The sequence below is a fragment of the Janthinobacterium sp. RA13 genome, from assembly GCF_000745325.1.
GTDB lineage: Bacteria > Pseudomonadota > Gammaproteobacteria > Burkholderiales > Burkholderiaceae_D > Janthinobacterium > Janthinobacterium rivuli.
Genome location: NZ_JQNP01000001.1, coordinates 3,186,935 through 3,201,252, shown reverse-complemented (window position 1 = coordinate 3,201,252; position 14,318 = coordinate 3,186,935). Strand labels below are relative to the sequence as shown.

Here is a 14,318-nt window from a genome sequence, read left to right as displayed (position 1 = left end):
GACATGCTGGTTTGGCTTTTTTCGTTTACATGTCTTTCAGGCCCGTGATCGCATAGCCTTTGGCGGCGATCTGCTGGTGCGGCTGTTCGATATGGTAGTTGGGCAAGATCTCGGCATCGTCTGCCACTTCGCTGGCGCGCGCTTCGATTTGCCAGTCGGTATTGGTCACTTCTTCCGGAATGAGCTTTCCTTCCGGCACGGCGAGGTAGGAAAAAATGCCGTCGTGCTCGGCCCGGCGGTAGATGTCTACGCGCATGAATGCCTCCTAGTAAGCGTTGGGGGAACCGGCGCACCGCGGTGCATGCCGATAGCGCTAGCGTAACAGGATTGGGCCGCGCATGGGTTGAAGCGTGTGCCGCCAGCGGACGCTCAGGCGGTGGCGGAGGCGTAGTCTTCGTCGTCCAGATCGGCCGCTTGCCGTACTTCCTTGGCCGCCGCCGCAGTGGCCGCAGCGACTTGAGCCAGACTGCGATGAGCGTCGAGACCGCTACGCAGGCTGCTGATCATGGCCAGCGTCAGTTCGTGGCGTTTGCGTGCTTCCGAGCGTTTTTTTGATGGAATCTCTTCCAGGGCAGGCAGGGGCAAGTTTTCGCATGGCAGCTCAAAATCGCCATCCTTGCGTTCCTGGGCGCCAAGTTCTTGCCAAAGGGAATTGTAGTCGGCGAACAGACGGCCCTTTTTGGCGGAATGGTGGACGGCGCGGTTGGCGTTGCCTACAAGCACCATATTGCGGCAGCCATGATCATGTCCCAGCTGGCGCACCAGGCGCACCATCAGGGCCTTGGGGCGCATGCCGTGCAGGTCGCGGGTAGCCTCGCGCACGCGGCGCAAGCCTTCCGCGCCGCGCGGACCCTGGATGCAGCCGATGCCCACGCCCATGCTGGCGGGTGCGCGGGAACCGAAAAAGCTAAACGCGACCGAGTAGATCACGTCATCGCCATGCGCCAGTTGCAAGACCATTTCGCCTTCACGGTCCATCGGTTGTAGCGAACACAGCTGCAGATGGTAGGGCGCGCCCGATTTTCCCGGCACGGAGCCCAGCCGCACGGGGGCGCGCGCCGCCTGCGTCATCAACTTGCCCCAGCCCTGTTGCAGGATGAAATGATAGTGCTCGACCAGCAAGGCGACGCGCTGGCGGCACGACAGGTTTGTGCTCAGGTAAGGGCGGTACACCTTGTGCATCAGGCGCGGATAGGCTTGCAGCAAGTCCCGGAACACGGGGTGCGAATTGAGCAGTTGCAGCCAGATGCGCGTCTGCCGGCGCTGCAGCTGTGCCCGCAATTGCAGCTTGAGCAGCTCGCGCACGCGTGACATGCCTGGCGGCATATTGCTCAGGCCCGCGTGCAGGGTAATGGCTTGTGTCATCAAAGGGTGTCCATGTGAATGTGGATGGGGGAGCGCCGGTGGCGCTTCAGGCCGGCGGCGGCCCGCTCATGCCGTCGCTATCGGCCAGCAAGACCGTGGCGCTGCGCGTGGCGCGCGCCAGCTTGCGTGCCAGCGCTCCGGCAAAGCGGCGCTGCCAGGGGCTGTGCCGCAGGGCCGGCAGGACGATTTCGTGGCAGCCGAGCAGTTCAGCCGTATCGAGAATCGTAAACAGCAGCTCACCGGCGAAAAGATGCGTGCTGAAGGCGAGCTGCGAACGGCTCAGGTACAGTCCCGCCTCGTGCAGCATTTGCTGCGTGGCCGGGTCCAGCGCATGGCATGCGCCGGCAATGTGCCGGGGCAAGTCATCGGCCTGGCGCGCTGGCGCCGGTGTCACGTGCAGCAGGCGGATGCTGACCTGGATGCCCCATTCCTGCAGGCGCCTGGCGTAGCTCGCGCCGTAGATGATGTCGCTGGCGCGCTTGACGGGCAAGAGCAGCAGCAAGGTATCCTGGTCCGGCTTGCCGCCTGCGCCCGCAGCGTTGCCCGGGGCGCGGTGGCGTTGCGGGGCAAGGCGCGATGCATGCATGGAAGGGATGGCCTTAGTCGGAAAACCAGGTCATGGTATCCATGCCATTCCCCTCTGTAAATTGGCGAAACAGCGTACGGGTTCCCCTTATGCCGCGCTTGTTTTAATAGCGGTAGGTGACGTACACGGCGCCGATCGGCGAAGTCTTGCGCTGCACGATGGGGCTTTTTGCCGCGTCGCCCAGGCGGCTCTCGACGCCGATCAGCGTGTTGACGCCCCAGCGCGCATCGATGCGGTGCTCCCAGTTGACGGTGGCCTGCGCTTCATAGAAACCGCCTTTGGGCGTGTATTGCTTGAACGAGGTATTCGCCGCCTGGGTGGCCGTCACGCCATACATGGTCTGCACGTACTTGCGCTCGCCCCAGCCCAGCTGGCCGCCGATGGTCACGCTGTCCTTTTGCATGCCCTTGGCATCGGACCTGCCGTAGACCTGGCCACTGGCGCCGAAATGCACATTCGCGCCGTTTTCCCGGTTCGACAGGGGAATGTCGCTCGACACGCTCAGCGACAGACCCGGCAGGGGGGAATAGCCGGCGCTGAGCAGGGCGCTGGCATTGCCCTTGACTTCGCCCATGCCCTTCAGGTAATCGCTGCCGCCGAAGCCGTTAACGCCCGTGCGCTTGTGGTCTTCGCGCTTGCCGCGGTAGCCCAGTGCGGCGCTGTAGCTGAAGGGCCCGGCCTGGCCACCATAACCGAGGCCGCGCGATGTGCTGATGAACAAGCCATTGGCCATGGCGTAGTCGAGGATGATCAGGGGCGAGGCCGACAGCTTGTCGGCGCCGGAATAGCTGGACACGGCAGCGACGCCGCCGCCGATGGTGAAAACATTTTCCGCGGCGGGTTCGGCCGCCGCGGCGGCCAGCGGGTTGAGGATCATGCCGCTGGCGAGTGCCAGCGCGGTCAGCAGGGTTGTGGGTGCGTGCATGGTGTTTTCCGTCAGGTGGAGAACCGAGTCCGGAGTGGCTCGATTGACTGCTGACAGTATTCATCCTTGCCATGAAGGAAAACTGAGCCTTTTATTAAGATTGCATGAAGAGCGCTTCTTTACCCATTCTTCAGCTTGCGGTGGTTTAATACTCACCATGAAGATACTGCTGATTGAAGACGATATGGACCTGGGCAATGGCGTGCGGATCGCCCTGCGCGACCAGGGCATGCAAGTGGTCTGGGTGCGCAGCCTGGAGGATGCGGCGCGCAGCATCGAGCACGACAGTTGTGAACTGGTGTTGCTGGACCTGGGTTTGCCCGACGGCGATGGCCTCGATTTGCTGGCCCGCCTGCGCGCGGCCCGCCTGCCGGTGCTGATCCTCAGCGCCCGCGATACGCTGGAACAGCGCTTGCGGGGCCTCGATGGCGGCGCCGACGATTATCTGGTGAAACCGTTCGTGCTGGCCGAGCTGCTGTCGCGCGTGCGCGCCCTGGCGCGCCGCAGCTATGGCTTTGACGGCGACACCATCGAATTGCGCGGCCTGCTGCTGCAGGTGCCCACGCGCCGTGTCAGCGTGCATGGGCGGCCCGTGGAGTTGACGGCCAGTGAATATGCGCTGCTGAAGACCTTGCTGATGCGCGCCAACCGGGTCATCACGCGCCGCGTGCTGGAAGAACACATCTTGCCCGGCGGGCTGGCCAATGCCAGCAATACCCTGGACGTGCATATGGGCAACCTGCGCCGCAAGATCGGCGAAGGGTATATCCGTACCGTGCGCGGCGTCGGCTATGTCATCGACCAGCAGGGCGAACCGTCCACCCCGCCCGGTGCCGGCGCATGATGGGGCGTTTCTGGGTCATGCTGCGCCGGCCCACACTGGTGCGCCGCCTGATGGTCGCGCAAATGCTGATGCTCACCGTGCTGTGGAGCCTGGCCGTGGCGTATGTGCTGGTCGAGGGCGCGGGTGAAGCGAGCAATGTGACCCGTGGCGTGCTGCACGCCATTGTCAGCGTGGCCGATAACCTGGCCGAACAGCCGCAGCGCCAGGAACAAAGCTTGCGCGCCATCGACGAGGCCTTGCGCGAGGAGTTTGAGATGGGGCAGGTGCCGGAGCTGGCGCCGCGCATCCTCGTCTGGCGCGAAGGCAAGCTGGTCTACAAGTCCCCCGATGCACCCAGCGGCATCCGCAGCGCCGGCCCGGAGCAGATGGAGGTGGTGTATATCAAGGGCCAGGCCTGGCGCAGCCGCAGCCTGGCCGAAGGGACCACCCGCGTGACGGTGCTGGAGGTGGGCGGCGCCTGGCAATTTTTCATCACGATCAATTCACGCGGCTACTACCTGTTGCCGCTGCTGATCAGCCTGCCGTTCCTGCTGGTGCCGGCCTGGCTGTCGATTCGCCTGGCCATGCGCCCATGGCGCAAGGTGGCGCAGGAGGTGGCGGCGCGCGGACCGCAGGATTTGCGGCCGCTGGCCTTCAAGCCGCCGCATGGCGAACTGGCGGCGCTGGTCGACAATATCAATGCCCTGCTGCAGCGGGTCGATGCCAGTGCCGCGCGCGAACGCAGCTTCATCGCCGATGCCACGCATGAGCTGCGCACGCCGCTGGCGGCCATGCGCGTGAATGTCGAGGCTCTGCAGGGGCAGGCGCATGATGTACGCCAGCAAGAGCTGCTGGACGGTATTGTGAACAGCGGCAACCGCGCCGCGCGCCTGGTGGGCCAGCTGCTGCAGCTGACGCGCAGCGAAGTGCAGGCGGGCGGGGGCGAGTTGCCGCGGCAGCAGGCGCTCGACACCTTGCTGCAAGACCGCCTGGCGGCCCTGTCCGGGCTGGCCCAGGCGGGCGATATCGAGCTTGAATTGCAAGCCAGCATCTCGCTCAGCGTAGCCGGACAGCGCGAAAGCCTGGTCTCGCTGATCGACAACCTGGTGGAGAACGCCATCAAGTACAGTCCGCGCGGCAGCAGCGTGACGGTGTCGCTGCATGCGGAACGGGGCCAGGCCGTGTTGCATGTGGCCGATCAGGGGCCGGGCATCGCGCCGGCCCTGTATGAGCGCGTGTTCGACCGCTTTTTCCGCGCGCCGCAGCAGGCGCAGCCGGGCAGCGGCCTGGGCTTGTCCATCGTCGCGTCCGTCGTGCGCCAGCATGGCGGCACGATTCAGTTGCATAGAGGTAATGGCGGCCTGGGCTTGCTGGTGGAGGTGCGCTTGCCGCTGGCCGAGGCCTGACTGCGCCGGCGCCCCTTGCGGCATTGCATGAAGATTATTGCATGTGCATATAACGCAAGATGGCATGGCGTGGCGCACGCTTGCGATGCATAATGCGGGACAGTTAAAAAAACACCGTTATGCGCCCCTTCCTGTCCCGCTACCTGCCGTATCCCGCCTTTGTCGGCCTGTATCTGCTGTTTGACTGGGCCACGTATATCGATCCGATGTACGGCTTGAACATCACCCCCTGGAATCCCGATCCCGCGCTGGGCTTGGTATTTTGGCTGATTCATGGCCGCAAGGCGGCGCTGCCGTGGTTTATCGCCCTGGTGGCTGGCGAGGTGCTGGTGCGCGGCATGCCGGCAGGCCTGCCCCTGACCCTGCTCTGTTCGGCGTGGCTGGTGCTCGGCTATGGCGGTATCGGCGCAGTCCTGCGCCGCAGTTTCAGCAGCAGCGACATCTTCGACAACCGGCGCCGTCTGAGCGCCTGGGTTGCCATCGTGCTGTGTGGCACCGTGCTCAATGCGCTTGGCTACATTTCCCTGCTGTCGCTGACGGGACGCATCCCGGCTGGCGAATGGGCAACGGCCGCGTGGCGTTTCGGCATCGGCGACATGGTCGGCATGCTGGTGTCGATGCCGCTGATCTGGGTGCTGTTCAGCGAACGGGGACGCGAGCGCCTGCATGCCGCCGTCTGGCGCTGGGAAACCCTGGCGTACTTGGCCCTGGCCAGCTTCGTGCTGTGGAGCCTCTTCGGTTCCATCGTACGTTGCGAATACAAGCATTTCTACTTCCTGTTTCTCCCCGTGATCTGGGCCGCCTCGCGCCAGGGCTTGCATGGCGCCGTGCTGGCGGTGTTTGTATTGCAACTGTGCATCATCACTCTCGTGAAATGGACGCATGCGGTCGATATCCAGTTTTATGAATTGCAATTGCTCGATGCCGTGCTGGCGCTGGTGGGATTTTTTATCGGCATCGTCGTCGATGAAATGCGGCAAGTGGCCGACGAACTGAAACACACGATGCGCCTGGCGGCCGCCGGCGAGATGGCGGCTGCCCTGGCGCATGAGCTGAACCAGCCGCTGACGGCCTTGTCGACCTATGGCAAGGCGTGCGAATACTTGCTGGAGCGGGGCGAGACGGGCGCCTTGCTGCAGGGCGCCGTGGGGCACATGATCGTCGAATCGGGGCGCGCCGCGGACGTGGTGCGCCGCCTGCGCGACTTTTTCCGCACGGGCGCGATGCAGCTCGAAGCGGTGGAGGCGGGCGCCTTGATCGAGGGCATGGCGCGCCAGTTCACGCCGCTCTTCCATGAGCATGGCATCGAGCTGGTGCTGGCGCCGCCGTCGCCGCTGGCCGTCAATGCCGACCGGCTGCAAATCGAGCTGGTGCTGCGTAATTTACTGGCCAATGCGCAGGATGCGGTGATGGGCCAGCCGCGCGGCCGGCGCCGCATCACGGTCTCGGCCGAGCGGCTCGACGGCGGGCGGCTGTGCTTGTCCGTGGAAGATAGCGGCCCCGGCATTTCCAATAGCCTGGCGGCACGCCTGTTCGAACCGTTCGTCTCGACCAAGGCCAGCGGCCTGGGTCTGGGACTGGTGCTCAGCCGCAGCATCGTCGAAGCGCATGGCGGCCAGCTATGGGCCGAAGTGGGCAAGCATGGCATTTTTCGTTTTGTCCTGCCCCTGGCGCGCGCCAGTGGCGGCGCGACAGGAGAGTATGGTGACAAGTAATTTGACGGTATTTATCGTCGACGACGATCCCGCCGTGCGCGATGCGCTGGGTTTGCTGCTGGGCATACGCGGCTACCGCACGGCCCTGTTTTCCTGCGGCGAGGATTTCCTGCGCAGCTGGCGGCCCGAGTGGGCCGGCTGTCTGCTGGTCGATATCCGCATGTCGGGCATGGATGGCCTGAGCCTGCAGCGCCGCTTGCTGGAGCTCAAATGCATGCTGCCCGTCATTATTATCACGGGACATGGCGACGTGGCCCTGGCACGCCAGGCCTTCAAGGCGCAGGCCAGCGATTTCCTGGAAAAACCGTTTGATCACGACAAGCTGCTGGCAGCCATCGAGGAAGCGTTTTCGCGCGAGGCGCATGCGCGCGGTCAGTTGCTGCGTCAGGTGGAGGGGTTAGCCTTGCTGCGCGCCCTGACGCCACGCGAGCGGGAAGTGATGCAACTGGTGGTGACGGGCCAGCACAACCGCGATATCGCCCCTGTGCTGGGTATTTCCGTGCGCACGGTGGAAGTGCACAAGGCGCGCCTGATGGACAAGCTCGGTGTCGATAATGTGGCCGACCTGGTACGCATCAGCATGCTGGGCAGCGGCTAGTCGCCGCAGCGTGGTCTAGGCGATGGTCTGCAATACCTGATCGACCGGGATCGCCTTGACCCAGTCGCTGCGCCGCGCCACCGTGATGACGGTGCTGTTGGCGCTGTCGAACGGCGCCCATTCCGGATTTTTCTTGCGCATCAACGCCACCACGGGCACATGCACGGCGTTCGCCAGGTGCATGATCGACGTTTCCACTGAAATAATCAGGTCGCATTGCGCCAGCATGGCCGGCAGCTGGAAAAAGTTGTCGACGGCGCTGAAGGCTTGCGTGCGCGGCAGCTTGTGCGCCTGCACGACGGCATCCACCTTGGCCAGTTCCTGCGGCATGGCATTGATCAGGAAGCAGGCATCTTTCCATTTCGGCATCGCCTGCATGCGCGCGATCAGCTCGGCGATGCGTTCCAGCGGCCAGCCGCGCTTGTGCGACTTGGCAAACGGGTTCAGCAGTACGAGCGGACCCTGGCGCGGGGCAAAGTTCCAGGCGGCCAGCTGCTCCTGCGCCTGCTGCAGCGCGTGTTCGGGAATGTGCACGAAGGGATAGCGTTCGGCCACGGGAATGTCGAGTCCCGTCAGCTGGTGGAACCAGTCCGCATACACGCTGCTGATATGGTGTTCGCCGGCATCCTGTCCCGCATACGACGCCAGCACGGCGTCGATCTTGCGGTAAGCCAGGTAATGCCAGGGGCGCAGCGGGCTGAACGGTTTGCGCGTGCCGATCACCAGCCCGTGCGGGCTGATCGCGCGGGCCAGGTCAGCGTACTGCTGTGGCCGCACGTGGGCCAGTGATACGACGACGGGATAGTGTTCCGCCTTGGCTTCGCGCAGCGATTCTTCGTACAGCGCCGGGCTGTAGGTCTTGCGGTACACCTTGGCGAACAGGCCCGACTGCTCTACCCAGTCGTACAGCGAATAGGTGCGCAAGCCTTCCCATTGTTTGGCGTCGGACGTGCGGCGCACTTCGTCGACCCACAGGTGGATCTGGATATGCGGATAGGCCGCGGCAAAGGCGCGGAAACCGTTTTGCAGGTAGGTAAAGTCTCCCAGCGCCAGATGGGCGATGAATAGAATTTTGTCCGACTTTTGTAGAAGTTCGGCGGGAATCAAAGGCGTCATGTATCAGTACGATTTCAGGTATTCGGTCGATGGTGTCAAACCACTTGCTGGGAAAATTGCAGGCGATGCAGATTGGCATACGCGCCGTTGGCATCCAATAATTGCTGGTGACTGCCGGTTTCCATTATTTTCCCGTGTGACAATACCACGATACGGTCCGCACGTTCAATTGTTGATAGTCGATGAGCAATAACCAAGGTGGTTTTACCTTGCATCAGGTGCTCGAGTGCCGCTTGCACGGCCCGTTCCGCCTCCGTATCCAGTGCCGAGGTGGCTTCATCGAGGATCAGGATGGGCGCATCCTTGTAGATCGCGCGGGCAATGGCCACGCGCTGGCGCTGGCCGCCGGACAGGCGCGAGCCGTTGTCGCCCAGGCGCGTTTCCAGGCCATCGGGCAAGCCGTCGATGACGTCCGACAGGAAGGCGGCCGCGGCGGCCGCTTCGATGCGCTGCCGGTCCGGCGCCGCGTCGCCATACGCGATATTGGCGGCAAGGGTATCGTCGAACAGCACCACCTGCTGGCTGACCATGGCGATCTGGCTGCGCAGGCTGGTCAGGGCGATGGCATCGATATTCTGCCCATCGAGCAAGATTTCACCGCTGCTGGCCGAGTAAAAACCGGGCAGCAGGCTGACCAGCGTTGATTTGCCGCCGCCGGACATGCCGACAAAGGCGACCGTTTGTCCAGGTGCGATGCTCAGATCGATGTGTTGCAGGGCCGGTTCCTGATGTCCTGGGTAGGCAAAGCTCACGTCCTTGAACTCGATGCGGCCGCCGCTGCGGCCAGCGAGCGGCTTGCCGCCCGTGCGTTCCGGCGTCTTGTCGATCAGTTGGAAGACTTCCTCGGCGGCGGCCATGCCGCGCTGCAGGGGGCCATTGACTTCGGCCAGTTGCTTCAAGGGTGTCAGCAGCATCAGCATGGCCGTGATGAAGGAAACAAAGCCGCCGACCGTGATTTGCCCCTGCTCCGACTGGAACAGGGCCATCACGATGACCAGGGAGACAGCGGCGGCCGTGATCACCTGGGTGATGGGCACGGTGGCGGAAAAGGTGGTGGTCATGCGCATGCTGTAGCGGCGCAATTGCTCGGCACGCTCTTCGAAGCGCGATTTTTCATAGTCCTGGCCGCCGAAGATCTTGATCACTTGCTGCGCGCGCGTGGTTTCCTCGATGACCTGGGTCAGCTCGGCATTGACGGCCAGCGAGTCGCGGTTGAGTTTTTTCAGGCGCTTGCCCGTGGTGCGCACGACGATGGTCAGCACGGGCAGCAGCACCAGGGTCACCAGGGTCAGCGCCCAGTTCAGGTACAGCAGCCAGGCCAGCAGGCCCAGCACGGTCAGCGAGGAGCGCACGATCGAGGTAAACACCTTGGTCACCATTTCGATGATCTGCTGCACCTCGAACATGATGGAGTTGATGACTTTGCCCACCGTGTGCGTGTTGTAGAAGTCGATGGGCAGGTTCAGCATGCTGGCGAACATCCTGCGCCGCAACTCGTTGAGGATGCGCGTGGAGACATAGCTCATCAGGTAGCTGCTGGCAAACGTCGACGCGCCGCGCATGGCAAAGATGCCGATGACGATCAGCGGCACCAGCCAGAAGGAGAAATTCACCTTGCCGCCAAAACCATTGTCGAGCAGTAGCTTGAGTGCATACGGCAGCAGCGGTTCCGTGGCCGCCGTGACGACCATCGCCAGCAAGGCCAGGGCCAGGTGTTTCTTATAGGGCGCGTGCAGTGCGGTGAGGCGCTTCAGGTCGGGCGTGAGCATCGGTATGGTTCCTTGCAGGGACAGCAAAAACGGTCAGGCGAAAAACGAGTTCAGGCAATGCGTTCCTGCCGACGCAGCATGGCCCACAGTATCACCATCGGGAAGACCAGCATGATGATGCCGATATTCAGGGTGAGCGAGCTCGTCGTCAGGCCAAAAATCATGTAGCACGTGCATAGCACCACGCCGGCCAGCGCATAGGGCTGGGCCGCAGTGCCACCGCGCCGCAGGGCCCGCGCGAAGAGCGCCAGCGGTACCAGGAACAGGGCCAGCAGGGCGAGTACGCCGGTGATGCCGCGCTTGACCAGCACGTCCAGGTAGTCGTTATGGGCATTTGTATAGTTACGGATCACTGCAGTCATTTTCCCCTCATCTGCCAGCGCATATTTTCGCGCCAGGTAACCCGTGCGTCCCATGCCTGTCCATATAGTATGTGCGTCGACCATTTGCAGGGTCAGACGCCACATTTCCATGCGCTCGCCGATGGACGTGTTGATATTGTCATTGTTGTCGAACTTTTCCAAGTCGCTCATGGCGGTGGTCGTGCGTTCGCGTAATGTCGAGTTCGGCATGAGATACGCTGCCGCCCCCAAGGCGAGCAGGAGCGCCAAGGCGCCGCCAAGGTAACGTTTTCCATGGGCCTTGGCGTGCTGGACGGTGATGAAGCCGATACAGAGGGGCAGGGCGAGCCAGCCGCTACGGCTGCCGCTGACAAGGGAACCAAGGATGCCGGCCAGGCCGCCAGCGAGCAATAGGAGCGTCCAGACCGTGCGCTGACTCTGCGCGCGCGCCCAGCCAAGGCCGCATAGTGCAAGCATACCGAACAGCATGCTGACATTTCCGTAATGGATGGCATTGCTGGTGGCGGCGAGAGGACGCTCCATATGCAGCGCGAACAGCTGCCAGGCCGCCAGCATGACGCCAGCGATGGCACCGATGGACAGGCCGCCCCACCATGCAGCGGGCGCGGGTGGATACACCAGCAGCAGCAGCAGTACCGGCACTGCCAGCAGTGCCCGCAATGGGATGTCGAATTCGCGTGCCGGATCGCCGTGGTACAACATATTGGCGGTGAAAATAATGAAATAGGCCAGCAGGACACCCATCAGCAAGTAGTCCTTGCGCTGCAATGCCGAGTTCGTGCGTTTCCACAACAAGGAGATGCTGGCCAGCAGCAGCACCAGCGCGCCAAGGGAATACCCGCTGTTGACAGCCAGCGCCAATGCCGAAAAGAGAAAAACACAAACAGAAGTCAAGCCGAGCATGAATATCCTTGGTAACGCACGTCGTCGCCATTATGGCAACTGTAGCAACATAAAGTAGGCGCCATTGTAATCGAAGGTGGCAACAAAAACGTCCGTGGGGATTTTCTATTAGGCAACTATTTTGGCGATCTCAAGGGGGAAATAGAAAAAACCATGGTTTTTAGCCATGGTTTTTTTGTAAGCAATGGTAACTTGCTGTTATTTTGCCAAGGCCGCAAAGCCTGTCATGCGTCTCAGGCGCTGGCCGGCACGCGGGTGGCGACGCCAGTGGCGATGGCCGCTTGCGACACGGCTGGCGCGACCCAGTTGCGCAGACGTTCGTCGAACGGCGACGGTATCAGTTGCAGCGGGCTCAAGGCGCTGCTTTCGTGCCCCGGCAACGGCTCCTTGGCCAGCGCGGCGATGGCGCGCACGCAGGCCAGTTTCATCTCTTCATTGATGGTGGTGGCGCCCACGTCGAGCGCGCCACGGAAGATGTACGGGAAGCACAGCACGTTGTTGATCTGGTTCGGATAGTCCGAGCGGCCCGTGGCCACGATGGCGTCGTCGCGCACGGCGTGCACTTTTTCCGGGGCGATTTCCGGATGCGGATTGGCCAGGGCGAAGATCAATGGCTTGGCGGCCATCGATTCGACCATCTGCGCGCTGACCACGCCGCCCTTCGAGACGCCGATGAAGATGTCGGCGCCGACCATGGCATCGGCCAGGTCGCGGTCGCTCGTGTCGTTCGCGTAGCGCGCCTTGTTCTCTTCCATGCTGGCATCGCGGCCCGGGTAGATCACGCCCTGGCTGTCGCATACCTTCAGCAAGGATTTGTTCAGGCCCAGCGAGACGAGCAGGTCCAGGCAGGCGATGGAGGCGGCGCCCGCGCCCGAAACGGCCACCTTGACGTTGCCGATATCCTTGCCCACCAGTTCCAGGCCGTTCAGGATGCCGGCCGCGACGATGATGGCCGTGCCATGCTGGTCGTCGTGGAAGACGGGAATGTTCATGCGCTTGCGCAATTGCTGCTCGATGTAGAAGCAGTCGGGCGCCTTGATGTCTTCCAGGTTGATGCCGCCGAAGGTCGGCTCCATGCGCACCACGGTGTCGATGAACAGGTCGGGATCGTTCTCGGCCAGTTCGATGTCGAATACATCGACGTCGGCGAACTGCTTGAACAGGCAAGCCTTGCCTTCCATTACCGGTTTGCTGGCCAGCGGACCGATATCGCCCAGGCCCAGCACGGCCGTGCCATTGGTGATCACGGCCACCAGGTTGCTGCGCGAGGTGTAGATGCCGGCCGTGCGCGGATCTTCCACGATCGCTTCGCAGGCGAAGGCCACGCCCGGCGAATACGCCAGGGTCAGCGCGCGGGCGTCGCCCAGCGGTTTGGTTGGCGTGACGGAAATCTTGCCGGCGCGAGGTTCGGCGTGATAGGCGAGGGCGGCTTCTTTCAGGTTGAAGGTTTCGCCGTTCTGTTCGGCGTGCTTGCTGTGGGAAGTAGACATAGGAATTCTGGGAAGGGCATGCATGGCCCGAGTGGTAAGTCCGAGCCATGGTATGCAAGCGTTTGCACGCTGTCAAGGCTGGATTGTGCTTAAGAGTACCAAAACCGCTTTGGGTAGCCCCTTTATTCTAATGCAAGCGTTTGCTCGGTTTTTGACGGGAAGCGGAATTTTTACGATAAAATCACGGTATTGCGATCCGGGAAGCCCATGACAAACAAGAACCCCACCTTAAGCGACGTCGCGCGGGCCAGCGGCGTGCACTTTTCCACCGTCTCGCGCGTGATGAACCCGGAAACGCGGCAAATGGTCAGCGTCGAGGTGGCCGCGCGCGTGCTGGCCGAAGCGGGCCGCCTCGGCTACCGGCCCAACCGTGCCGCCTCCACCCTCGTCACGCGCAAGTCGCGCATCATCGGCGTGGTTCTGCCCGACATTACCAACGCGGTGTTCCCGCCTATCCTGCTGGGCATCGAGGAAGGCTTGCGCAAGCATGGCTATCTGGCCATCGTCGCCAATGTGGGCGCCGACGAGCAAGAGCAGCTGTTCGTCATCAACCGTCTGCTGGGGCAGCAGGTTGACGGCCTGATCCTGGCCACGGCGCGCCGCGACGATCCCGTCATCAAGATGTGCATCGACCAGAACGTGCCCGTGGTTACCGTCAACCGCAGCGACGAGACGGGAGTCGCTTCCTGCGTCGTCAGCGACGACGTGGTGGGCATGCGCCTGGCCGTGGAGCACTTGCTGGCGCTGGGCCACCGCCATATCGCGCACATCGCCGGCCCGGAAAACCTGTCCACCGGCCACGTGCGCCGCCTCGGTTTCCTGGCCGCCATCCAGGCCAGCGAACTTGATCCCTCGCAAGCGTTCGTGTTTGAAAGCAGCGGCTATTCGCGCGAATGCGGCAAGGCGGCCCTGCTGGAACTGCTGCGCCAGTCCCCGCAGACGACGGCCGTGGTGACGGGCAGCGACCTGGTGGCCCTCGGCTGCTACGACGCCATCCGCGAACTGGGCTTGAGTTGCCCCGAAGATATTTCCGTCGTGGGCCACAACGACATGCCCTACATGGACATGATCCGTCCGCCCCTGACCACCATCCGCATCCGCCACCACGGCATCGGCACGGAAGCGGCCCGGCTGATCCTGCAAACCATCGACTCGCCCGATTCCCCCGTGCTGGACGTGCGCCTGAAACCTGAACTGGTGGTGCGCGAATCGACGGCCGCTCCCCGGGGCTGAGGCCGCGCCTGGGGCCGCGTCGCTGCA

General features: G+C 63.0%; 12 protein-coding genes and 1 pseudogene. 5 read left to right on the top strand and 8 right to left on the bottom strand.

Annotated elements, in window-relative coordinates; translation table 11 throughout:
• Positions 1 to 25 precede the first annotated feature (25 nt).
• From FG13_RS14170 to FG13_RS14155, 4 genes are all read right to left on the bottom strand, one after another.
• On the bottom strand, positions 26 to 256 hold the full coding sequence (locus tag FG13_RS14170; RefSeq protein WP_035821830.1) for a DUF6139 family protein: 231 nt from the start codon (positions 254 to 256) through the stop codon (positions 26 to 28).
• A 113-nt stretch (positions 257 to 369) separates the two neighbouring features.
• The gene (locus tag FG13_RS14165) at positions 370 to 1,365 is read right to left on the bottom strand and encodes a VirK/YbjX family protein (RefSeq protein WP_051959051.1); all 996 of its coding nucleotides are present in this window, start codon (positions 1,363 to 1,365) and stop codon (positions 370 to 372) included.
• A gap of 46 nt (positions 1,366 to 1,411) precedes the next feature.
• On the bottom strand, positions 1,412 to 1,951 hold the full coding sequence (locus FG13_RS14160; protein ID WP_035821827.1) for a universal stress protein: 540 nt from the start codon (positions 1,949 to 1,951) through the stop codon (positions 1,412 to 1,414).
• A 103-nt stretch (positions 1,952 to 2,054) separates the two neighbouring features.
• Positions 2,055 to 2,876, bottom strand: a complete 822-nt coding sequence (locus FG13_RS14155) for a MipA/OmpV family protein (RefSeq protein ID WP_035821824.1) — start codon at positions 2,874 to 2,876, stop codon at positions 2,055 to 2,057.
• A gap of 157 nt (positions 2,877 to 3,033) precedes the next feature.
• Here FG13_RS14155 and FG13_RS14150 point away from each other — a divergent pair, with 157 nt between their 5' ends.
• From FG13_RS14150 to FG13_RS14135, 4 genes are all read left to right on the top strand, one after another.
• Positions 3,034 to 3,720: a response regulator gene (locus FG13_RS14150; RefSeq protein WP_035821821.1), complete on the top strand. Its 687-nt coding sequence runs from the start codon at positions 3,034 to 3,036 to the stop codon at positions 3,718 to 3,720.
• Positions 3,717 to 5,105: an ATP-binding protein gene (locus FG13_RS14145; RefSeq protein WP_051959048.1), complete on the top strand. Its 1,389-nt coding sequence runs from the start codon at positions 3,717 to 3,719 to the stop codon at positions 5,103 to 5,105. Before FG13_RS14150 ends, FG13_RS14145 begins: the two co-directional genes overlap by 4 nt.
• A 119-nt stretch (positions 5,106 to 5,224) precedes the next feature.
• Complete coding sequence (locus FG13_RS14140; protein ID WP_051959045.1) at positions 5,225 to 6,820, top strand: ATP-binding protein; 1,596 nt, start codon at positions 5,225 to 5,227, stop codon at positions 6,818 to 6,820.
• Complete coding sequence (locus tag FG13_RS14135) at positions 6,807 to 7,418, top strand: response regulator transcription factor (protein WP_035821817.1); 612 nt, start codon at positions 6,807 to 6,809, stop codon at positions 7,416 to 7,418. The genes FG13_RS14140 and FG13_RS14135 overlap by 14 nt, the downstream gene beginning before the upstream one ends.
• 15 nt (positions 7,419 to 7,433) lie before the next feature.
• On the opposite strand, the gene FG13_RS14130 is transcribed toward FG13_RS14135, so the two are convergent.
• The 4 genes and pseudogenes from FG13_RS14130 to FG13_RS14115 form a co-directional block, all read right to left on the bottom strand.
• The gene (locus tag FG13_RS14130) at positions 7,434 to 8,534 is read right to left on the bottom strand and encodes a glycosyltransferase family 9 protein (RefSeq protein ID WP_035821815.1); all 1,101 of its coding nucleotides are present in this window, start codon (positions 8,532 to 8,534) and stop codon (positions 7,434 to 7,436) included.
• Between the two features lie 35 nt (positions 8,535 to 8,569).
• Entirely contained in the window at positions 8,570 to 10,303 is a 1,734-nt protein-coding gene (gene msbA / locus FG13_RS14125; protein ID WP_035821813.1) for a lipid A export permease/ATP-binding protein MsbA, read from the bottom strand.
• A gap of 50 nt (positions 10,304 to 10,353) precedes the next feature.
• Entirely contained in the window at positions 10,354 to 11,568 is a 1,215-nt protein-coding gene (locus FG13_RS14120; RefSeq protein WP_035821811.1) for an O-antigen ligase family protein, read from the bottom strand.
• Positions 11,569 to 11,819: 251 nt separating this feature from the next.
• Positions 11,820 to 13,058, bottom strand: a pseudogene (locus tag FG13_RS14115) (malic enzyme-like NAD(P)-binding protein); the annotation flags it as partial.
• 207 nt (positions 13,059 to 13,265) lie between these two features.
• Here FG13_RS14115 and FG13_RS14110 point away from each other — a divergent pair.
• Positions 13,266 to 14,291, top strand: coding sequence for a LacI family DNA-binding transcriptional regulator (locus FG13_RS14110; RefSeq protein ID WP_035821809.1), 1,026 nt, complete (start codon positions 13,266 to 13,268; stop codon positions 14,289 to 14,291).
• Positions 14,292 to 14,318: the final 27 nt, after the last annotated feature.